We start from the raw sequence: 21335 nt of genomic DNA, 5'->3' as shown, positions 1-21335 counted from the left end.
GGGACCGTCGGTGAGGAGCAGGTCTCCCGCCACGTTGATGAGACGGGCGCGCAGTTCGTCCTGGGAGGTCTGGCTCCCCAACGCGTACGCCCCTTAACCCGGCTTTGACCCCCGTCACACGACCGGCTGTCTACGGTGGCTCACATGGCTTCCCGGACCGCGACGCGGACTCCCCTCCCCATCCCTGCCCACCTATGAGCGACGGGGGGCGGGTGAGGCGAACAGGCGTGAGCCAGGGTGCGCAGCATCTAGGCTCGACGTCGTGGGAACCGGACTGCATGCCCCCATCCTCGACTGGTACGCCGAGAAGGCCCGAGATCTTCCCTGGCGACGGCCCGATGCGAGCCCCTGGGCGATCCTGGTCAGCGAGATCATGCTCCAGCAGACACCCGTGGTCCGCGTCCTGCCGATCTGGACCGAGTGGATGGAGCGCTGGCCCACGCCCGCCGCGCTGGCCGCCGAGCCACCCGGTGAGGCCGTACGCCACTGGGGACGCCTCGGCTACCCCCGCCGCGCCCTCAACCTGCACGCGTGCGCCCGAGCCGTCACGGCAGAGCACGACGGGCAGGTGCCGTCGTCCTACGACGAGTTGCGCGAGCTCCCCGGCATCGGCGACTACACGGCGGCGGCCGTGGCGAGCTTCGCCTTCGGCCGCAGCCATGCCGTGCTGGACACCAACGTGCGGCGGGTGCTCGCGCGGGCCGTGCGCGGCGAGGAGTACCCCCCGAAGGCCACCACGACGGCCGAGCGCAGACTGGCCGAGTCCCTGCTGCCCGCCCTGGACGCCCCGCGCTGGGCGGTCGCCGTCATGGAGCTCGGGGCGCTGGTCTGCACGGCTCGCGCGCCCCGCTGCGCCGACTGCCCCGTGGCCGGCCTCTGCGCCTGGCGCCTGGCGGGCCGGCCGGCCTACGACGGCCCGGAGCGGCGCGGCCAGACGTACGCGGGCACTGACCGGCAGTGCCGGGGGCGGCTGCTGGCGGTTCTCAGGGAGGCCCACGGAGCGGTGCCCAAGGCCGCGCTCGACGTCGTCTGGGCCGATGCGGTGCAGCGGGAGCGGGCTCTTGACGGCCTCGTCGCCGACGGCCTCGCGGAAGCGCTGGCCGAGGGCACCTACCGGCTGCCCGTCTGAGCTATTACCAAACGGTCAGGCGGCGAGCTTGAGGCCGAGGGCGGTGAGGTTGCGGCGGGTCCAGTCGAGCTCGTCGGCCAGCGTGGCCACGAGCGCGGCCGGGCCCTTGCCCTTCGCGGGAGACGCCAGGCCGTGGGCCTCCACCTCGATGTGGGCTCCGCCGATCATGGGGCCCGACAGGATCGCGGCCAGGGTGTCCTCCAGGATCGACTCGGTTCCCGGGACCTCGCCCGTGTGGTTGTGCACGTGGCCGAGCTTGACCACGGTGGCCCCTGCCGCGGCCACCCCGCGCAGGGCCGCGGCGGGCTCCTCGACGCCGCAGGTCAGGTGGCAGGCGTCCAGGCAGACCCCGAGGTATTCGGAGTCGATGCCGCACACGCGCTCCACAGCCTGCTCGGTGGTCTCCAGCACGCATCCCGGCCACGGCTGGAATCCCACCCTGATGGTCTTGCCGGTGACACTGTGGAGGCCGCGGAGCTCGCGCGAGAGCCGGTCGAGCCGCCGGGACGCGATCGCGTGAAGGTCGGCGGGCCAGTCGCGCCGCCAGCCGATCGGGATCGTCGAGATGCTCCCGAAGCGGACATCCTCGGGCAGCAGGAAGGCGAGGATCTTCGCTAGGGCCATCGTGTAGCGGTAGCGCTCGGGCTTGGCCCAGTCAGGACCGGGGCTCTCCTGCCCCATGCCCCTGCCGCCCGCCCCGTTCAGGCTGACGACCTCCAGGCCGCGCTCCTCCAGGGAGCGGCGCAGCCGTACGAGCTCGATGCGGTCGGCGGTGAGGTGGTCGGCGACGCCGGGAGCCAGCCAGAGGCCGATGCCGAGCCGGTCGACGCTAAGCCGTTTCCGCACGGGAACGGCGTAACGGGTCAGATGGGCGATCAGGTTCTCCAGGTCCTCCGCGGGGTGCACGCCCGCGTTGTAGGACAGGTGAACGAGCGTGCCGTCCTCATGGCACAGGCGCATTCGGTACCTCCCAGGCGTACTGCGCTTCGGATCTCATCACCTCACGTGACCTGTCCTGGTCACCTGAGGCAGAGGTCCCCTACCTGCCGGGAATCCGGCCTGGCCCGCCCGAGTCTGCCGGTGGGCGCCGAGCCTCGCGTCCTCCCGGCAGCGGATGTCCCACTACACCGACGGGGCGATCTCGGCGACGTTCACCGTACTCAGTGGGTCTTGTGAGCCACCTGGTCGAGACTTGGCCTGATTCGCTCTACGGAGTGTAGTACTACCTTCGGTGGTGACATAGCGAATCGGACCAAAGTGATCTCACGAAATGCGAAAGACCCCTCGTGAGGTGCTCTCACGAGGGGTCCCTTCGAACCTCTTCCGGCCGACCGGCGCGGTCCTTACGGCCGCGTGCGGCCCTTACGGCCGCGTGCGGTCCGCCGGTCCGGCGGTGGCGCCGGCGCGGGTGCTCGCGTCCTCCACGATGGCCGCCGCGGAGTCCGGGATCTCCGGCTGAGCCCTCTGCTCACCGACGAACGTGAACGTGGCCTCGTCGCCCTCGCCCTCGATCGCGATCTTGACGATCTGACCGGGCCGCAGGTCGCCGTAAAGGATCTTCTCCGACAGAGAGTCCTCCAGCTCGCGCTGGATCGTGCGGCGGAGCGGGCGGGCCCCGAGCACAGGGTCGTACCCACGGTCGGCCAGCAGCTGCTTGGCCTCGGGCGTGAGCTCCATGCTCATGTCGCGGTCCTTCAGACGCGCGTCCACCTGGGCGAGCATCAGATCGACGATCTTGATGATCTCGGCAGGCGTGAGCTGGTGGAAGACCACGGTGTCGTCGACACGGTTGAGGAACTCGGGCCGGAAGTGCTGCTTGAGCTCCTCCTGGACCTTCGACTTCATCCGGTCGTAGTTGCCCTCGACGTCGTTGTTCTTCGCGAACCCGACCCCGATGCCCTTGGAGATGTCACGGGTGCCGAGGTTGGTCGTCATGATGATGACGGTGTTCTTGAAGTCGACGACCCGCCCCTGGGCGTCGGTCAGGCGACCGTCTTCCAGGATCTGCAGCAGCGAGTTGAAGATGTCCGGGTGGGCCTTCTCGATCTCGTCGAACAGGACCACGGAGAACGGCTTGCGCCGCACCTTCTCGGTGAGCTGGCCACCCTCTTCGTACCCGACGTAGCCGGGAGGGGAGCCGAACAGCCGGGAGACGGTGTGCTTCTCCATGAACTCGGACATGTCGAGCATGATCAGCGCGTCCTCGTCCCCGAACAGGAACTCGGCCAGCGCCTTGGACAGCTCGGTCTTACCGACGCCGGACGGGCCGGCGAAGATGAACGAACCACCCGGACGGCGCGGGTCCTTCAGACCGGCGCGCGTGCGGCGGATCGCCCGGGACAGGCCCTTGATGGCGTCGTCCTGACCGATGATGCGCTTGTGCAGCTCGTCCTCCATGCGGAGCAGGCGCTGCGACTCCTCCTCGGTCAGCTTGAAGACCGGGATGCCGGTGGCCGTCGCGAGGACCTCGGCGATGAGCTCCTCGGTGACCTCGGCGACGACATCCATGTCGCCGGCCTTCCACTCCTTCTCGCGCCTGTCGCGCTTGAGCTGGAGCTGCTTCTCCTGGTCACGGAGGGCCGCCGCCTTCTCGAAGTCCTGCGCGTCGATCGCGGACTCCTTGTCGCGGCGCACCTGCGCGATCTTCTCGTCGAACTCGCGGAGGTCCGGCGGCGCGGTCATGCGGCGGATGCGCATGCGCGAGCCGGCCTCGTCGATGAGGTCGATCGCCTTGTCCGGCAGGAACCGGTCGCTGATGTAGCGGTCGGCCAGCTGCGCCGCCGCCACGAGGGCGGCGTCGGTGATCGTCACGCGGTGGTGGGCCTCGTAACGGTCGCGCAGGCCCTTGAGGATCTCGATCGTGTGGCTGAGCGAGGGCTCGGCCACCTGGATCGGCTGGAACCGGCGCTCCAGCGCGGCGTCCTTCTCCAGGTGCTTGCGGTACTCGTCGAGCGTGGTCGCGCCGATGGTCTGCAGCTCGCCCCGGGCCAGCATCGGCTTGAGGATGCTGGCGGCGTCGATCGCGCCCTCGGCGGCACCCGCACCGACCAGCGTGTGAAGCTCGTCGATGAACAGGATGATGTCGCCGCGCGTGCGGATCTCCTTGAGCACCTTCTTGAGGCGCTCCTCGAAGTCACCGCGGTAGCGGGAACCGGCGACCAGCGCGCCCAGGTCGAGGGTGTAGAGCTGCTTGTCCTTGAGCGTCTCGGGCACCTCGCCCTTGACGATCTTCTGGGACAGGCCCTCGACCACAGCGGTCTTGCCGACGCCGGGCTCGCCGACCAGGACGGGGTTGTTCTTGGTCCTGCGGGACAGGACCTGCATGACCCGCTCGATCTCCTTGTCGCGCCCGATCACCGGGTCGAGCTTGCCCTCGCGGGCGGCCTGGGTCAGGTTGCGGCCAAACTGGTCCAGCACAAGCGAGGTCGACGGAGCCGACTCCTGCGGGCCGCCGGCGGCCGCGGGCTCCTTGCCCTGGTAGCCGTGGAGCAACTGGATGACCTGCTGCCGGACGCGGTTGAGGTCGGCGCCAAGCTTCACCAGCACCTGAGCGGCGACGCCCTCGCCCTCACGGATCAGGCCGAGGAGGATGTGCTCGGTGCCGATGTAGTTGTGACCCAGCTGCAAGGCCTCGCGGAGCGACAGCTCAAGGACCTTCTTGGCGCGCGGGGTGAAAGGAATGTGCCCCGACGGCGCCGACTGCCCCTGGCCGATGATCTCCTCGACCTGCTGGCGCACACCCTCAAGACTGATGCCCAGGCTCTCAAGCGCCTTGGCGGCCACGCCTTCGCCCTCATGGATCAAGCCAAGAAGAATGTGCTCAGTGCCGATGTAGTTGTGGTTGAGCATCCGGGCCTCTTCTTGGGCCAGGACGACAACCCGCCGTGCGCGGTCAGTGAACCTTTCGAACATCTCGTCGCTCCCTCACAGAGCGGTCAGGCAGCTCGGGATATCCGGGCCCGCCGCATCCGCATGCTAGCCCCGACCGGTGACCGCTCTATACAGGAGACGTTCCCCGAGAGCAGGGCGTTCACGCTCCATCCAACTACTGTTGGGGGGTCACATGTTCCCGCTACGCCGCAAGCGAACGACGTTTAACTCCGCCGATTTACGTGAACCCCTCGGCCGCGCGCCGGGCGATCACGCTCGGATAACACGATCATGCGGCTATGACGGCGATTGATGACCCAACGCCGCCATAGCCGAGTGATCACAAAGGGCGCGTCAGTGTGCCGCTTCGTACTGCTCCACCACGGAGGAGGCAATACGACCGCGCTCACTCACGGAGATCCCGTGGGCCTTGGCCCACGCGCGGATCTCCGAGCTCTTTTCCCGGGACGGACGCTGGCCGCCGCCGCGCTTACGACCGCGGGTGGAGGTGCCCTCGGCCCTGCGGGCTCCGGAGACGAAAGAGGACAGCGCCTCGCGCAGCTTCTTGGCGTTGTCGCCGCTCAGGTCAATCTCGTAAGCGGAGCCGTCAATCGCGAAGGTGACAGTCTCATTGGCCTCGCCACCATCGAGGTCGTCGATGAGTATCTTCTGGATCTGCGTGGCCATCTGGCAATCCTTTCGCAGAGCATTGTTCGATTCGCCAGCTAAACATATACCCGGTAACCCTGGCTGACAATTCAAGGAACCTGTGGATTCACGGGGAACGTGTCGCCGTACCCGCCGGGTCAGTCGGAAGAAGCCTCAGACGACTTCCCCGAGGCTTCCGCCTCCTGCCGCCTGCCCTCCGCTTCGGAACGCATCAGCTTCACGACGCCGATGATGACCACCGCGGCGACTACCGCAGGTGGTATCAACGCGGACAATACATCGTTCATTGATCCTCGCTCCACGCGGGGGGGTGGCATTCACCGGGACCCCACGTTAATTGTCACACGAGACTCCCTGAGTCTGTACCACGGTTGCCTGATCAGGGAGTCAGGATCCGACTCTATCCCCACAGGAGGTCAGCGCGGGTTGCGGGGCGACGGCCCATACCCGCCGAAGGACCGTTCCAGAGCTTTCTCCGTCTCTCCAGCCGTCTTACCGGATGGCCCTGGAAAGGTGATCCCCCTGAAAACACGGACGGGACGGCCGCAGCGCGACCGCCCCGCCCATAAAGCTGATCTCAGCGCGGCGCCTTGACGACAACCGTGCCCGCGAGCTTGTCGTGCAGGCCCTGCTGTAGCGGCTTGTCGATGAGGATTAGCACGCCCAGCACGAGGATGAAGAGGGACGCGAGCCATCCCAGGACGGGAATGCCGTAGAGAGCCATCACGCCCGGGTAGATAGCGGAACGCTTCATCACCAACGACGAATCCAGGGGTCCACCGCCGAGCGCGGCAAGGCGGATCTTCATGACCTTCTTACCGATGGTCTGACCGTCCTTGGAATGCAGGACATAGTCGTAGGCGGCATAGGCGCCGAACGCGATGATCCCCGCCAGCAGGCCCGGGAGCACCAACGAGCCCGTCGGATTCGCGAGGATGTCCGCCACCGACGGCCTGAAGATCGACGTCAGGATGGCGGTCAGGATCGCGTACACGATGCCGAAGATCACACCGTCGATGATCCGCGCCACAAGGCGCTCCCACCACTCGGCGAGCGGGGCGGGCACTCCCGGCGGAAGCGGGGCGCCTTGCGGGGCGCCGTACGGCGGCGGAGCGCCGTACGGGTTGCCGTAGTCCCCGCCCTGGGGGTTGCCGTACGGCTGACCGGGCGGCGGGGGAGGCTGGTAGGGATTGCCGGGGGGCGGTTCTGCCGTCATTAGAGCACCTTTCGCGACAAGCGTAGAAGCTGCGGTTCGTGCAAGGTCCTATCGCATGTACGTGTATGTCCGTTACCGGTTCGCCGACTTCGTCGCCGGGGCCCCGGAGCCTGCCGTGCGCGTCCTCCCATGAGCGCCGCCCTGGAGTTCAGGGTGCGGTTGCCCGGGATTTCACCAACGGGTCGCCTGAGGGTCTCACGGATCCGGCCGGGGGTCTCGCGGAACGGTACGCGAGGGGCATCTTGGACAGAACACGACGCCAGGAGCAGGTGCCCACGGGTGGGCGCGGACAGAAAAGGGCCGGGGGATGACATCCCCCGGCCCTCTCGCCGGCCTTATTTGACCTTGACGACGATCGTGTTCACGGCCTTGTCATGAAGGCACTGCTGGAGCGGCTTGTCCCAGAACTGCCACAGAACGTTCACCAGGCAGAAGATCGAGCCGATCCAGTTCACCACAGGAATCCACTGGAGAATCTGCGACGGCCCCCAGAGCACGGCCGCGCGCTTGATCGCCACGTCGGTCGTCAGACCGCCGGCGTCCAGCGTGCCGCCCACAGGGACGACCTTGATCCCCATGAGGATCTTGCCGACGGTCTGCCCGCGCTGCTTGAGCATCACGACCTCGTAGGCGATCCAGATGGCTCCGACGAGCAGCGAGATCAGCAGCGACGCGAGGAAGGCTCCGCTCGGCGGGGTGATCACCCCCGTGGTGGCGTTGTAGCTGACCTGGATCACGATGATCGCGTTCAGCACCATGCTGATGATCACGTACGGGATCATGAGGATCACCCCGTCGATGAGGCGGGCGACCAGGCGCTGCCACCACTCGGCCAGAGGCGCCGGCGCGCCCGGAGGCTGCGCGCCCGCCGGGGCGTAGGGCTGCTGGTAGCCGCCCTGCGGGTAGCCCGGCTGGCCGTAGCCCTGCGGGGAGTATCCCTGCTGGCCGTACTGCGGCTGCTGGCCGTAGCCGGCCTGCTGCTGCCCGTACTGCGGCTGGCCGTACTGCTGATCGCCATAGCCCTGCTGCTGGCCGTACTGCTGCTGCCCCTGTTGGGCCTGCTGGCCGTACGCCTGCTGGTCCTGGCCGGGCTGCTGGCCGTAGCCCTGCTGGCCCTGCTGGCCGTACTGCGGCTGCTGGCCGTAGCCCTGCTGACCGTAGGCCTGCTGCTGGCCGTAACCCTGGCCCTGCTGAGGCTGCTGGCCGTAACCCTGCTGGCTCTGCTGGCCATACTGCTGCTGGCCGTAGCCCTGCTGCCCGTAGGGCTGGCCGGCGACCGGCTGCGAGTCGTGCTGACCGTACGCCTGCTGACCCTGCTGGCCCGGCGACTGGGACTGCTGGGGATGGCCCTGCCCGTACGCTCCGGTGCCGCCCTGCTGCCCGTAGGCACCCTGCTGGCCGTACGGCTGCTGCTGCCCGTAGGACTGCTGGGGGTAGCTGTTCTCTGATGTCGGCTGGGGACGGTGAATGACCGTCACCTCCGGGTCGGCGTTGTGCTGCTGCCCATATTGCGGAGATCCGGAGAACGACTGATCGTCCTCCGGTTCGTCCCGTGGGTACGGCGGCTGTCCGGTGCTCACCGTGTCACCTCACTTCGGCTTCGCATGCGGCATATGTCAGACACACATGCTGTGGTGTTGCCCAACGTAGCGACAGTGGCATCAACAGTCACCTTTCCATCGCGTCATCCCACCGGTCAAGATCGCGGGATCAAATGGAGAAGCATGCGTGTGTTACCGAGAGTGTTCGGCTTGACGTGTTCCAGATCGAGGAACTCGGCCACGCCCTCATCGTAGGAGTCCAGCAACTCGGCGTACACCTCCGGAGACACCGGAGTGCCCTGGACCTCCTCGAACCCGTGTCTGGCGAAGAAGCCGACCTCGAACGTGAGGCAGAAGACCCGCCGCAACCCGAGCTCCCGCGCGGTGTCCAGCAGCGCGGCCACGATCATGTGCCCGATGCCGAGGCCGCGGCGGCTCTCGTCGACGGCGACGGTGCGGATCTCCGCGAGGTCCTCCCAGAGCACGTGCAGCGCCCCGCAGCCCACCACCTCCCCGCCGCTCTCGGCGACCCAGAACTCCTGGACGTCCTCGTAGAGGGTGACGGTCGACTTGCGCAGCAGGCGCGGGCCGTCGCCGGAATAGGTGTCGACCAGTCGCCTGATCGTCCGGACATCGGGAGTGCGTGCTCGCCTGACGACGAGCGTGCTGCCGGCGCGTCCGGGCTCCACGACCTGCTCCATGACCGGTCAGCGTATCCGGCCCCTGAGGCGGGACTCCCCCAGTGGCAGGGGTTCGCGCGCCATAACGGCTGGACCCAAACCCCTTCGATCCTAGCCTCCGTCGCGCTGGGTAATCGGTCGAGCGCCGTGCGTCGAAATCGCCGGTCTTGTTGACATTTCATAGTCGACGCGGAGGCAGACCTGCGACTTTCTGCGCCAACCGACCCCCAAAGACTCGTAAAGCCAGGGTAACGTGGGCCCATCGTCGCAGCGGGCGTGATCTTCTCGTGATGCGTCGGTTGTGAAACCTCAACAGAATTCGCAGTTCTGGTTGAGCAGGAACCTCGACTGCACTAGTGTCCAGCGTCAATGTCGGTCATCGCCTAGCGGTGGCTGAAACCGCCTAATCCCGGCCACATCCAACGTGGCGGGGAACCGGGGACCCAATGGTGAGAGACGGGGCGACCCGGCGGACCACCACCCCTGGGGTGAATCCGAGCGGGAGGCATCGCGTTCCTCCATGATCACGCGCTCGGTAGGGCTACTCCGGCCCGAACCCGTCAGCTAACCCGGTAGGCGGCAAAGGAGAGGAGCTTGTTGGTGCAGCCTAGGCGCACGCCTGGAAAAAGCGCGGGCAGGCATGCCCGCTCCCGAGAACGGAGCCCGCGTTCCTGGCTCGGCACGGTCCTGGGAGCGCCCCGACGCCTCCCGCGCCGTATCGCGCTCGTCACCGTCACCCTGACGGCCGTGACCTTCGGGTCGCCCCTGATGAACGCCACCGCCGATCCCAAGCCCAGCCTGAACCAGCTGAAGACCCAGGTCGAGCACCTCTACAACGAGATCGAGTCGCTCACCGAGCAGTACAACGGCCAGAAGGAGCGTCTCGAGCAGGCGCGGCGCTCGGCCGACCTCGCCAAGAAGACGCTGGCCAAGAGCCAGACCGATCTGGAGGAGAAGCGCCGCAAGGCCGGGCTGTACGCGCAGGACGCCTACATGACCGGCGGCATCGACTCCTCGCTCGCGCTCGCCATGTCCGGCGACCCCGCGGGCTACCTCGACCGGGCGGCCACGACCTACGCCCTCCAGTTGCAGCAGGGCGAGGAGGTCTCGCAGATCACCAAGGCCATGGACATGGCCGAGCGCGCCAAGGCGAGCGCCAAGGCCCGCGAGGTAGAGGTCAAGCAGCTCGTCACCGACCTTTCGGTCCAGCGCGACAAGATCCGCGCCCTGGTCACCAAGACCGAGACCAGCCTGTTCAGGCGGGCGCTCTCCCAGGTGGGCCAGTCGTTCGGCAGGGCGACGAAGGTCGACATCCCGATCCCGGGACAGGGCAAGGCCGCGGAGGCCACCAAATGGGCGCTGACGCAGCAACTCAGGCCGTACGTCTGGGGCGCCGCGGGCCCGACCACCTTCGACTGCTCCGGCCTGGTCATGTGGGCCTACCAGAAGGTCGGCATCAGCCTGCCCCACTACACCGGCGACCAGTGGACCGCCGGCACCCACGTGAAGCGGGAGGATCTTCGCGCCGGCGACCTGGTCTTCTTCTATAGCGACCTGCACCACGTGGGCATCTACATCGGCGGCGGCATGATGGTGCACGCGCCTCACACGGGTGACGTGGTGCGGGTGGCCCCGCTGGGCAACCGGCCGTTCGCCGGCGGCGTGCGCATCGCCGACTGACAGTGCCCCAAGATGTCACAGGTGCCCGTACGGGCCTGGGGCAGCCGTCGAGGCGACACGGCGGGCAGGCGGTGGTTCATGCCTGCCCGCGTGCTTCCCTCGCCACACGGCGCGCACGCTCGGCTGGATCAGCCCACGACGCGCCGTCCTCAGCCGGCCGCCCTCGGTCAGATGAGCCTGCGTCGCGCCGCCCAGGCCACCGCCTCGATGGCGGTGGCGACGCCGATGCGATCGCAGATGCCCCGGAGGCGCCGCCGCACCGTGCGGCCGCTCACGTCCAGCCGGCGACCCACTCTGTCGACCGTCACGCCCTTGGCCAACTCGGCGAGCAGAAGAAGATCATCGTCGCTCAATCCCACACCGTCTGATCCCGGGGGAATGTCATTCCCCCGGGAAACCAGATCCGGATACGCCATCGGGTGTCCTCCCCCACGACGAACTCGGCAACATACTGAATGCTTCGGCCCGCCCGTCAGGAACGGTAAACGCCATCTTGAAAGGTCGTCAAGCGCCGACCTCGATACGCGTTCCGTTCGTGATTGACATACCAGTCCATATGTGAACTACTCATGACATGTCTGCGAACCTATAGGTTGGCCGGACACCGACCGAGATCAGCGTGAGCACCCGTCACGGCCCGGCGAGACGCGACCGCGGTCCTGGTGGATGGCGGGTTCCCGGCCCGGCCTCGGGATCATCCTCGGGCACGGATATATGATCAGCGCTCATTTCCGCTCATGAAATGATGGGTTGTTTCAGACTTTTTCCGACTGGCCGCACCCCGGCTGCGCGACATGCCACCGTGCCCTGATTTGTCGCTATCGATCACGCCCTGGCGTCGTAATCGGCGCGGCCCGCCTCCACGTCCTCGATATGGATCTCCGCCCGCCGCTTGATCACAATCATGCCCGGCAGGAGCGACACGCTCAGTGCCGTCAGCTCGTACCTCACATGAGCGGCTCGCGGGCGGTGATGTTCGGGGGGCGCCTGGCGCCGGTGTCCTGAAGGCGGACCGCGGGGCTCAACCGATGTTGCGGTTGTAGATGAGACGCAGGCCGATGAGCGTGAGCCACGGCTCGTGCACGTCGATGGAGCGGGCCTCATCGACCACCAGCGAGGCGAGGGAGCCCGTGGCCACGACGGTCACGTCGTCGGGGTCGGCGGCGAGCTCCGGCGCCATGCGCTCGACGATGCCGTCGACCTGGCCGGCGAAGCCGTAGATGATGCCGGCCTGGAGCGCCTCGACGGTGTTCTTGGCGATCACCGAGCGCGGCCGTACGAGCTCGACCTTGTGGAGCTGCGCTCCCGCCGCCGCGAGCGCGTCCACCGAGATCTCTATGCCCGGGGCGGTCACCGCGCCCACGTACTCGCCCTTGGCGGAGACGGCGTCGAACGACGTCGCCGTGCCGAAGTCGACGATCACGCACGGCCCGCCGTACAACGTGATGGCGGCGAGCGCGTTCACGATGCGGTCGCTGCCGACCTCCTTGGGGTTGTCCATGCGCACCGGCACCCCGGTGCGGACGCCGGGCTCCACGATCACGGCGGTGACGTCGCCGTAGTAGCGCCTGCACATCTCGCGCATCTCGTTGAGCACGGAGGGGACCGTGGAGCATATGGCTATGCCGCTGATGTCGGCCCCCTTGAGCAGGGGGCTCTGGCCGAGCAGCCCCTGGAGGACGACCGCGATCTCGTCGGCGGTGCGCCGCGCGTCGGTGGCGAGGCGCCAGTGCTCGATGACCTCCTCGCCTTCGAACAGGCCGAGCACGGTGTGGGTGTTGCCGACGTCGATCGTTAGCAGCATCAAGCCTCCCGAAGGTCCAAAGCGATGTCGAGTGCGGGCGCCGAGTGGGTCAGCGCACCGACAGCAAGGTAGTCAACACCGGTTTCGGCCACTTCACGCGCCGAATCCAGGGTGAGTCCTCCGCTGGACTCAAGGCGTGCCCTGCCGTCCACGAGCCGGACGGCGTGCGCCAGCTCCTCCACGCTGAAGTTGTCCAGCAGGATCTCCTCCGCCCCTTCCGCGAGCACCGGTTCGAGCTGGTCGACGCGATCGACCTCGACCTCTATCGGCAGCCCGGGATAGGCCTGTCGCACAGCGCGGAACGCCTCGGCGACCCCACCGGCCGCCACCACGTGATTGTCCTTGATCAAGGCCGCGTCGGAAAGCGACATCCGGTGATTGACCCCACCGCCGCACCGCACGGCGTACTTCTCCAGGGCTCGCAGGCCGGGCAGGGTCTTGCGGCTGTCACGGATGCGCGCGGTCGTCCCCGCCACCGCCTGGACCCAGCGGTGGGTCAGGGTGGCGATGCCGGACAGGTGGGTGAGCAGGTTGAGCGCCGTGCGCTCGGCGGTGAGGAGGTCGCGAGCCGGCCCGGAGACCGTCATCAGCACGTCACCTCGCGAGACCCCCTCGCCGTCCTTCACGTGGCGCTCGGCGGTCAGGCGGCCCCGGGAGGAGAAGGAGAACACCGCTTCGGCGACCGCGAGCCCGGAGACCACGCCGTCGGAACGCGCCACGACGTCGCCGGCGGCCACCTGGTCGTCCGGGATCGTGGCGATGGTGGTCACGTCGCCTTCCTGGGACAGGTCCTCGGCGATCGCGGTGCCGATCAGCGCCATGACCGCCGCCGGGTCGAGGCCCGCCACGACGAGGTCGGTCTCGACCTGGTGCGGGAGCATGGTCGTGCGGTCCTCGTCGTGCTGCCGGTAGGTCATGGCAAGTCCCTCCTCGGTCAGGGTCACGTCAAGGTGCCCCAGCCACCAGGCATCATTTCGTTCGGGGAAGTCCTCGCGCCAGTGCGATCCGCGCGTCTCCTCCCGCGCCCGCGCCGCCGTGACGAGCGCGGTGGCCACGGTGAGCAGGTTCGTGGCCTCCCAGGATTCCGTGCAGGGCTCGACGGCCACAGGGGTCCAGCGGGCGTCCAGGAGGCCGCGGGCGACCTCGGACAGGCTCCGCTCGCTCCGCAGCACTCCCGCGCCGCCGCTCATCCGTCCCTGGACGCGCGGCCGTACCCGGGGGTCGACGAGCCCGGCGGCCCGCCCGTCGTCGACCGGCTCACCCAGCGCGGGCCGTACGGCCGCTGACCCGGCGGGCGCGAGCTCGTCCGACGCGGGGCCTGCGTCCGACGCGGGGCCTGCGTCCGACTTGGGCCGCAGGGAGACCAGGTCGGCCGCGATGCGCTCGGCGAAGACGAGCCCTTCGAGCAGGGAGTTGGAGGCGAGCCGGTTCGCCCCGTGCACGCCCGTGCAGGCCACCTCACCGCACGCGTAGAGGCCCGGGACGCTCGTACGGCCGCGCGGGTCGGTGCGGACGCCACCGCTGGCGTAGTGGGCGGCCGGCGCCACGGGGATCGGCTCGCGCACCGGATCGATGCCGTGTTCCAGGCAGATCGCGTGGATCGTGGGGAAGCGCGAGCGCCACTTCTCCTCGCCGAAGTGCCGGGCGTCGAGGTACACGTGGTCCGCGCCGGTCTCCAGCATCCGGCGCATGATCGCCTTGGCGACCACGTCACGCGGGGCGAGCTCCGCCAGCTCGTGGACGCCGGTCATGAACCGCTCGCCCGCCCCGTCGACCAGGAGGGCGCCCTCCCCCCGCACCGCCTCGGAGATGAGCGGCTGCTGGCCGGTCGACCCTTCTCCAAGCCACAGGACGGTCGGGTGGAACTGTACGAACTCCAGGTCGCGCACGACCGCCCCGGCCCGCAGGGCGAGGGCCACCCCGTCACCGGTGGACACCACGGGATTCGTCGTCGCCGCGTACACCTGACCCATGCCGCCGGTGGCGAGCACGACGGCGCCCGCGCGCACCGCCCCCACGCCGTCCCTCGCGCCCTCGCCCATCACGTGCAGCGTGATGCCGCACGCGGCCCCGGAGGCGTCCTTGAGCAGGTCGAGCACCAGCGCGTGCTCGATGATCTCGACGCTCCCGCCGTCGGACGCGCTCGCCCGCACCGCCTCCACCAGGGCGCGCTGGACCTCGGCCCCGGTCGCGTCCCCGCCCGCGTGGACGATGCGGTCGCGGCGGTGGCCGCCCTCGCGGGTGAGCTGGAGCTCGCCGTCCGGTTCCCTGTCGAACCGGGCCCCGTGGTCCATGAGCCGCCGCAGCGCGGCCGGCCCCTCCGTCACCAGGGTCCTCACGGCCCGCTCGTCGCAGAGACCGACTCCGGCGATGAGCGTGTCGCTGAGGTGGTCGGCCGAGGAGTCGTCGGGGTCGAGCACTGCGGCGATCCCGCCCTGCGCCCAGCGCGTCGACCCCGCCGAGAGCACGTCCTTGGTGACGACCAGCACGCGGGCGCCGGGGGCGAGCTCCGCGTACCGGAGTGCCACGGTGAGCCCGGCGATGCCGGACCCGACCACGACGACGTCTGCGTGGACGGACCAACCGGGCTCGGGCGCGGTGAGCCGCCGGGGGATGGGCGGGTGGGTCATGGGTCGCTCCCTCATTTCGTCACTATGACGATAGGGCATGACCGAACGACGCTCGCAAAGGGGTGGGGCACCCCTGCCGGAGTGCGTCGCCGGTGCCCGCGAGGGCTGTCAGAGGGCGAGCGTCAGGACGACGTTGTCGATCAGCCTGGTCGTGCCCACCCTGGCGGCGACCGCGAGCACGGCCTCACCTCGGTGACCGTCGGCGACGGGAGTGAACGTCGCGGGGTCCACCAGGCTCAGGTAGTCGAGCACCAGGGGCGGATCGGCGTCGGCGGCCTTGTCGAGCACGGCGTGCGCGGCGTGCAGGATGTCCTCGGGACGGGTCTGGCCGGCGCCTTCGCGAAGCGCGGCCGACAGCGCGAGGGCGGTGACCCGCTCGGCCGCCGACAGGTAGCGGTTGCGGCTGGAGAGCGCCAGCCCGTCCGGCTCGCGGACCGTGGGGGCGCCCGCGATCGTGATGGGCAGGTTGAGGTCGGCGACCATCCGGCGGATCATCGCGAGCTGCTGGGCGTCCTTCTGGCCGAAGACGGCGGCGTCCGGCTGGACGAGGTTGAAGAGCTTCAGCACGACGGTCAGCACGCCGTCGAAGTGCCCCGGCCGGAAGGCGCCCTCGGCCACCGTGCCCATCTGGCCTGTGGACACGCCGACCTGGCGGTCGGGCAGGTACATCTCCTCGGCCGACGGAGCGAAGACCAGGCTCACGCCCTCGGCCGCGCACACGCGCAGGTCGGCGTCAAATGTACGGGGGTAGCGGGAAAAATCCTCGTTTGGGCCGAATTGGAGGGGATTGACGAAGATGCTGACCGCCACGTGATCGGCGTACTCCCGGGCGAGGCGGATCAGCGAGCGGTGCCCCTCGTGCAGGGCTCCCATGGTCGGCACCAGGGCGAGCGTGCCCCCGGCCGCCCGGTCGTACCCGCCGCCGATGCCGAGCGCGGCGCGGGCCGCGAGCAGCTCCGGACGGTCTCCGGCGACGATCACGTCCACGAATTTCCTCCAAGGGCGTCGAGCAGGCGTTCGGCCGCCTCGGGCTTGAGCAGCCCGGCGGCCAGGGCACGGTCGGCGGTGAGCCGGGCCAGGGCGACGTAGGCGTCCGCGGCCTCGGGCGCGGCGAGGATGAGCGCGTCCACGTGCTTGCGCACCGTGCCCGCGTCGCCGCGCACCACGGGGCCGGTCAGCCCCACGAGGCCGAGGCGCAGGACGTTGTCGAGAGCGGCTCCGAGCAGCGGGCCGAGCATCCGCCCGGGATTCTCCACCCCGATCTTCTTGAGCAGCTCCTGGGACTCCGCGATCAGGGTGACCATGTGGTTGGCGGCTCCGGCCAGGGCGGCGTGGTAGAGCGCGCGGTCCTTGTCGGCGATCCAGACCGGCTCGCCGCCCATCTCGATGACCAGGGCCTCGGCCACCGGCCTGAGCCGCTCAGGCGCGGTGACGCCGAACGAGCAGCCGTAGACGCGGCGCAGGTCGTCGTCCCTGCCGGTGAAGGTCATCACCGGGTGGATGGCGAACGGGACGCCGCCGGCGGCGGTGGCGGGCTCCAGCACGCCCAGGCCGTACGCGCCGCTCGTGTGCACGAGCATCTTTCCCCGCAGGCTCACGCCGGTCGCGGCGAGCCCCGCGACCAGGCCGGGCAGCACGTCGTCGGGCACGGTGAGCAGGATGAGGTCGGCCCGGCGGATGACGTCGTCGGGCTGGGAGATGCCCACCCCGAGCCGCTCCGCGGCCCTGCGGCGTGAGGCGTCGGAGACCCCGGCGGCGGCCACGACGCGGTGCCCCGCCTGCGCGAGGGCGGCACCGAGGACGGAACCCACTCGTCCGGCTCCGAGGACCCCGACCGCGAGACGCCCCGGGCGGTCGCTTGTCTCCATCACGTTCCTGTTCACAATCGACGAACCAGGCCCAGTCGACCAGCGTAACGGTCGTGCCCGTGCCCGTCCCCGTCCGGCTCCGCCGCTTGGCCCTCGCGTATCCATCGGGCACCTACGTTAAGGACAAAAACCTATATATGCCGCTATATACGATGAACCGTGGGCGGATTGTAGAACCGCTCGCGGCTTGACAGCAGCCTGTCAGCACGACGGTCATGGGGCATACATCCTTGGTAACGTCCAGTCCCGTGTGGGTCACGTGGCGGGAGGCCATGCATCGAGCGCTCTACGGCGACGACGGGTTCTACATCAGGGAGCGTCCGTCTGGACACTTCCGGACCTCGGTGGGCGCTTCACCCGTGTTCGCCCAAGCGGTGCTCCGCCTGCTGCGCACTGTCGACGACGCGCTCGAACATCCCGGCGAGATCGACCTCGTGGACGTCGGCTCCGGCGACGGCCTGCTGGTGACCCAGGTTCTCCACACGGCGGAGCCCGAGTTGGTCGAACGGTTGCGCGTCACGGCCGTCGACCTCGCCCCTCGCCCGGAGGGCCTGGACGACGAGATCACCTGGTCCGGGGCCCTGCCCGAGAAGATCACCGGGCTCGTGGTCGCCAACGAGTGGCTCGACAACGTGCCCCTCGACGTCGCCGAGCGGACCCCCGACGGCTGCCGGCTGGTGCTCGTCGATCCGCGCACGGGCGAGGAGAGCCTCGGCGACCCGCCCGGCGAGAACGACCTGCGGTGGCTGGAGCGCTGGTGGCCACTCAGGTCGACGGGCCTGCGCGCCGAGATCGGCCGCCCTCGCGACGAGGCCTGGAAGTCGGTGATCGTACGGCTGACGCAGGGGCTCGCGGTGGCCGTGGATTATGCACACCCTGTGGATAACCGGCCGCCCTTCGGAACCCTGGCGGGATATCGGGATGGGGCCTGCGTACCCGCCATACCCGACGGATCCTGCGATATCACCGCACACGTCGCCCTGGACGCGTGCGCGGAGGCGGGCGAGCGGGCCGGAGCGATATCCACAACGTTGACCACGCAACGACATGCGTTACAGGGTCTGGGGGTCAGCGGCAGCCGGCCTCCGCTGAGCCTCGCCGGCACCGATCCCGGGGGCTATCTGAGGGCGCTCGCCCAGGCGTCCCAGGAGGCCGAGCTGATCGACCCCGCGGGGCTGGGCGGCTTCGGCTGGCTCAGCCAGTGGAAACGCTGATCTTGAGCGATTCGAGGCCGCGGATGACGTAGTTGGGCTTCCACGCCGGCTCTTCCGTGAGTTCCATCTTGGGGGCGGCCCTCAGCAGGGCTCCGAACGACTCGATGAGCTCCACGCGGGCAAGGGGAGCGCCCAGGCAGAAGTGGATGCCCGCTCCGAACGAGATGTGCGGGTTGTCCTTCCTGCCCACGTCCAGCCGGTCGGGATCCTCGAAGACCTCCGGGTCACGGTTGGCCGAGCCGAACAGCAGGGCCACCTCGACGCCCTTCGGGATGTCCACCCCGCCGATCGTGATGTCCTCCAGCACCCAGCGCTCGAACATCTGCAGCGGGGTGTCCCAGCGCATCAGCTCCTCGACCGCCGTGGGAAGCAGCGACAGATCGCCGCGCAGCCGTTCCAGCTCGTCCGGGTTGCGGAACAGCGACCACCAGCCGTTGCCCGTGACATTCACGGTTGCCTCGTGACCGGCGTTGAGCAGCAGGACGCACGTGCCGACCAGCTCGTCCTCGGTGAGCCTGTCACCCTCGTCGGCCACCTGGGCCAGCGCGCTGATCAGGTCGTTCCCCGGATCCCTGCGGCGGCTCGCGGCCAGCTCGCGCAGGTAGCCCGCGAACTCCGAGGCGGCGCGCACCGCCGTGTGCTGCGCCTCCACGGACGGGCTGAGCTCGTACATGCCGCAGATGTCGGCCGACCAGGGCCGCAGCAGGTGCCGGTCGGCCTCGGGCACGCCGAGCATCTCGGCGATGACGGTCACCGGCAGCGGCTCGGCCACCTCGGAGAGCAGATCGCCGCCCCCGCGCTCGACGAAGCCGTCGACCAGCTCGCCGGCGATCCGCCGCACGCGCGGCCGGAGCTCCTCCACCATGCGCGGAGTGAAGGCCTTGGACACCAGCCGGCGCAGCCGGGTGTGGATCGGCGGCTCCACGTCGAGCATGCCCGCGCGGATCACCCGCCAGAACGGCTCCTGGAAGCCGGGCTCCGCCTCGCGGCCGAACTCCTCGTGCGAGGCCACGTGCAGGTAGGAGCGGCCGAGCCGTCGATCGCGCAGCGCCGCGTTGACGTCCGGGTGCCGCGCCACGAGCCACTGGCCGGTCGGCTCGAAGAAGCTGACCGGCTCGGTGTCGCGGAGCTCTCGGTAGACGTCGTACGGATGAGCGACGAAGTCAGGATTCCAAGGATGAAATCGCACGAAGTCATCGTAAATGGGATTTGCCCCCACAGCCGACAGCCCGGTTCAGGATTTCGCCACGTCACCGGGCTCGGGAGACTCCTCGTAGCGCTCCCGCAGCTCCACCGGCCGCTGGCGGCCCGCCTTCCTGCGCGCCCGGATGTTGAGCAACTCCACGCCCAGCGAGAAGGCCATGGCGAAGTAGATGTAGCCCTTGGAGATGTGCTGCTCGAAGCCCTCGGCGATGAGCACGACGCCGATCAGCACCAGGAAGGCCAGGGCCAGCATCTTGATACTCGGGTACTTCTCGACGAACCCGCTGATTGGGCCGGCCGCGAAGAGCATGACGATGACCGCGACGATCACCGCTGCGATCATTACACCCAGTTCGTCGACCATACCGACGGCCGTGATGACCGAGTCCAGCGAGAACACGACGTCCAGCAGCATGATCTGCACGATCACCGCGCTGAAGGTCGCGCCCGTCCTGGCGCTGGAGTGACCCGACGCGCCCTCCAGACTGTCGCCGATCTCGAAGGTGCTCTTGCCCAGCAGGAACAGGCCGCCGAGGATCAGGATCAGATCTCGCCCCGATATGCCTTGGCCGAAAAGTTCGAACAGCGGCGTCGTCAGCCGTACGACCCACGACAGGGCGAGGAGCAACGCGAGGCGGCTCACCAGCGCCAGCCCGAGCCCCACCTTGCGCGCACGGTCGCGCTTCTCGGGGGGAAGCTTGCCCGCGAGGATCGAGATGAAGATGATGTTGTCGATCCCCAGCACGATCTCCAGAGCGACCAGGGTGAAGAACCCGATCCAGATCTCCGGGTTGACCACCCAGTCCATGACGATCTCCTCCGGCTAGCGATTCGTCCAGGTCACGACCCCCAAGGGCGGCGGCCGTTCCCCTGTCAACGCGCGGGGATCCGACAAAGTTCGCGAAGTTTCGAGACCCCTCGCACCCCCTTAAGAGGTCGCGGAGACGAGGGGGAACCTGCGTCATAGTCACTCGTAAGTCATGAGTGTCAGCATGACCAGCCCTTTACCTGCCGCGACCGTGCCCGCTCAGCCCGCCCCCCCCGGTCGGCACGAACGCCCCACACCTTCGCCCAGCGCGGGTCAAGATGAGCCTCGCAGGTCAGCCTGTCGATGTCGTCGATCAGCGCGGGGTGACGTTCGGGGCGTTTTCCGGCCTTGCACTCGGCGATCGCGTCGAGGGCTTCCTTGAGCCGGATCGCCGGATCGGGATCTAGGCCAGAAAGCTCGACAAGCCGGTTGAAGATGGCCACGTCGCCGACTCGCACCCGGACGGTGCGCTCAGGGATGCCGAGCTCGTACAGGCTGATGGTGATCAGATGGATGACTTCGATGTCGGCGCTGCCCGACGGTGTCCCAAGAACCTCCAGCCCGAACTGGGTGAACTGGCGCCGCTTGAGCTCATCCAGGCCATCCATGAGCTCGTTGCGAAAGCACGGCGTGAGGTAGAACAGCTTGAGCGGCCAGACGAATTCCGGTTCTTCGGAGAGCAGACGGCCCAGCCATCGGGTGACCGAGATCGTGCCCTCGGGGATCAGCAGCGCGTCGGTGAGCACCGGTGGAGTGTCGTAGGAGCTGTGGTAGTCGGGGACCTTCAGGTAGAAGCAGCCGCGCTGGTCCCATTCCGGCCACGGAGAGCGGCCGACGACCTCCTCAGAGAAGGAGGAGGCCCGCTCGATCAGCGGCACCTCGATCTGGTCGTAGCCGTGCCGTCGGGCCAGATGGGCAAGCGCACTGGTGACAGCCAGGCGTTTGCGCAGCGGTAACCCGAAGATGTCGCCTGTTCCCCTTAGGGGGAGATTTAGCTCGGTCACGTCGGTCTCCGGCCTGTCA

At 68.7% G+C, this 21335-nt stretch carries 19 protein-coding genes and 1 riboswitch; of the genes, 3 read left to right on the top strand and 16 right to left on the bottom strand.

Annotated features, from left to right (window positions below):
* The first annotated feature begins 262 nt into the window (after window positions 1-262).
* Window positions 263-1129, top strand: coding sequence for an A/G-specific adenine glycosylase (locus tag AB0B89_RS13080; RefSeq protein WP_358551782.1), 867 nt, complete (start codon window positions 263-265; stop codon window positions 1127-1129).
* 15 nt (window positions 1130-1144) lie between these two features.
* Here the strand turns inward: AB0B89_RS13080 and AB0B89_RS13075 are convergent, their stop codons facing one another.
* From AB0B89_RS13075 to AB0B89_RS13045, 7 genes are all read right to left on the bottom strand, one after another.
* Window positions 1145-2089 carry a TIM barrel protein gene (locus AB0B89_RS13075; protein ID WP_358551780.1) on the bottom strand — a complete coding sequence of 315 codons (945 nt, stop codon included), beginning with the start codon at window positions 2087-2089 and terminating at the stop codon, window positions 1145-1147.
* A gap of 402 nt (window positions 2090-2491) precedes the next feature.
* Entirely contained in the window at window positions 2492-5041 is a 2550-nt protein-coding gene (locus AB0B89_RS13070; protein ID WP_358551778.1) for an ATP-dependent Clp protease ATP-binding subunit, read from the bottom strand.
* Between the two features lie 312 nt (window positions 5042-5353).
* Window positions 5354-5686 carry an Lsr2 family protein gene (locus AB0B89_RS13065; RefSeq protein ID WP_358551776.1) on the bottom strand — a complete coding sequence of 111 codons (333 nt, stop codon included), beginning with the start codon at window positions 5684-5686 and terminating at the stop codon, window positions 5354-5356.
* Window positions 5687-5805: 119 nt separating this feature from the next.
* Window positions 5806-5955: a hypothetical protein gene (locus AB0B89_RS13060; RefSeq protein ID WP_358551774.1), complete on the bottom strand. Its 150-nt coding sequence runs from the start codon at window positions 5953-5955 to the stop codon at window positions 5806-5808.
* A gap of 290 nt (window positions 5956-6245) precedes the next feature.
* Window positions 6246-6884 (bottom strand): RDD family protein, encoded by a 639-nt coding sequence (locus AB0B89_RS13055; protein ID WP_358551772.1) that lies wholly within the window; start codon window positions 6882-6884, stop codon window positions 6246-6248.
* 335 nt (window positions 6885-7219) lie between these two features.
* Window positions 7220-8464, bottom strand: coding sequence for an RDD family protein (locus tag AB0B89_RS13050; protein WP_358551770.1), 1245 nt, complete (start codon window positions 8462-8464; stop codon window positions 7220-7222).
* A 116-nt stretch (window positions 8465-8580) separates the two neighbouring features.
* The gene (locus AB0B89_RS13045; RefSeq protein ID WP_358551768.1) at window positions 8581-9126 is read right to left on the bottom strand and encodes an amino-acid N-acetyltransferase; all 546 of its coding nucleotides are present in this window, start codon (window positions 9124-9126) and stop codon (window positions 8581-8583) included.
* Between the two features lie 369 nt (window positions 9127-9495).
* Window positions 9496-9700: riboswitch (cyclic di-AMP (ydaO/yuaA leader) on the top strand.
* Window positions 9701-9705: 5 nt separating this feature from the next.
* Here AB0B89_RS13045 and AB0B89_RS13040 point away from each other — a divergent pair.
* Window positions 9706-10785, top strand: a complete 1080-nt coding sequence (locus AB0B89_RS13040; protein ID WP_358551788.1) for an NlpC/P60 family protein — start codon at window positions 9706-9708, stop codon at window positions 10783-10785.
* Window positions 10786-10952: 167 nt separating this feature from the next.
* Here the strand turns inward: AB0B89_RS13040 and AB0B89_RS13035 are convergent, their stop codons facing one another.
* From AB0B89_RS13035 to AB0B89_RS13010, 6 genes are all read right to left on the bottom strand, one after another.
* Window positions 10953-11144, bottom strand: a complete 192-nt coding sequence (locus tag AB0B89_RS13035; protein ID WP_307784623.1) for a LuxR C-terminal-related transcriptional regulator — start codon at window positions 11142-11144, stop codon at window positions 10953-10955.
* Window positions 11145-11610: 466 nt separating this feature from the next.
* Window positions 11611-11736 carry a hypothetical protein gene (locus tag AB0B89_RS13030; RefSeq protein ID WP_358551766.1) on the bottom strand — a complete coding sequence of 42 codons (126 nt, stop codon included), beginning with the start codon at window positions 11734-11736 and terminating at the stop codon, window positions 11611-11613.
* Between the two features lie 70 nt (window positions 11737-11806).
* The gene (locus tag AB0B89_RS13025; RefSeq protein ID WP_358551764.1) at window positions 11807-12589 is read right to left on the bottom strand and encodes a type III pantothenate kinase; all 783 of its coding nucleotides are present in this window, start codon (window positions 12587-12589) and stop codon (window positions 11807-11809) included.
* Complete coding sequence (locus AB0B89_RS13020; protein WP_358551762.1) at window positions 12589-15219, bottom strand: L-aspartate oxidase; 2631 nt, start codon at window positions 15217-15219, stop codon at window positions 12589-12591. The genes AB0B89_RS13025 and AB0B89_RS13020 overlap by 1 nt, the downstream gene beginning before the upstream one ends.
* Window positions 15220-15327: 108 nt before the next feature.
* Window positions 15328-16146, bottom strand: a complete 819-nt coding sequence (gene panC / locus AB0B89_RS13015) for a pantoate--beta-alanine ligase (protein WP_358551786.1) — start codon at window positions 16144-16146, stop codon at window positions 15328-15330.
* A 50-nt stretch (window positions 16147-16196) separates the two neighbouring features.
* On the bottom strand, window positions 16197-17087 hold the full coding sequence (locus AB0B89_RS13010; RefSeq protein ID WP_358551760.1) for a DUF2520 domain-containing protein: 891 nt from the start codon (window positions 17085-17087) through the stop codon (window positions 16197-16199).
* Window positions 17088-17359: 272 nt separating this feature from the next.
* On the opposite strand from AB0B89_RS13010, the gene AB0B89_RS13005 reads away from it, so the two are divergent.
* Window positions 17360-18301 (top strand): SAM-dependent methyltransferase, encoded by a 942-nt coding sequence (locus tag AB0B89_RS13005; RefSeq protein ID WP_358551758.1) that lies wholly within the window; start codon window positions 17360-17362, stop codon window positions 18299-18301.
* Here AB0B89_RS13005 and AB0B89_RS13000 read toward each other — a convergent pair.
* The 3 genes from AB0B89_RS13000 to AB0B89_RS12990 all read right to left on the bottom strand — a co-directional run bounded on the left by AB0B89_RS13000 (window position 18282) and on the right by AB0B89_RS12990 (window position 21316).
* Window positions 18282-19490: a cytochrome P450 gene (locus AB0B89_RS13000; RefSeq protein ID WP_358551756.1), complete on the bottom strand. Its 1209-nt coding sequence runs from the start codon at window positions 19488-19490 to the stop codon at window positions 18282-18284. The genes AB0B89_RS13005 and AB0B89_RS13000 overlap by 20 nt on opposite strands.
* Window positions 19491-19535: 45 nt before the next feature.
* Window positions 19536-20312, bottom strand: a complete 777-nt coding sequence (locus AB0B89_RS12995; RefSeq protein WP_358551754.1) for a TerC family protein — start codon at window positions 20310-20312, stop codon at window positions 19536-19538.
* 179 nt (window positions 20313-20491) lie between these two features.
* Window positions 20492-21316 (bottom strand): ATP phosphoribosyltransferase regulatory subunit, encoded by an 825-nt coding sequence (locus tag AB0B89_RS12990; protein WP_358551752.1) that lies wholly within the window; start codon window positions 21314-21316, stop codon window positions 20492-20494.
* Window positions 21317-21335 lie beyond the last annotated feature (19 nt).

The sequence above is a fragment of the Sphaerisporangium sp. NPDC049002 genome (assembly GCF_040649355.1).
Taxonomy (GTDB): Bacteria; Actinomycetota; Actinomycetes; order Streptosporangiales; family Streptosporangiaceae; genus Sphaerisporangium.
This window is presented reverse-complemented; position numbering and strand designations above follow the sequence as displayed.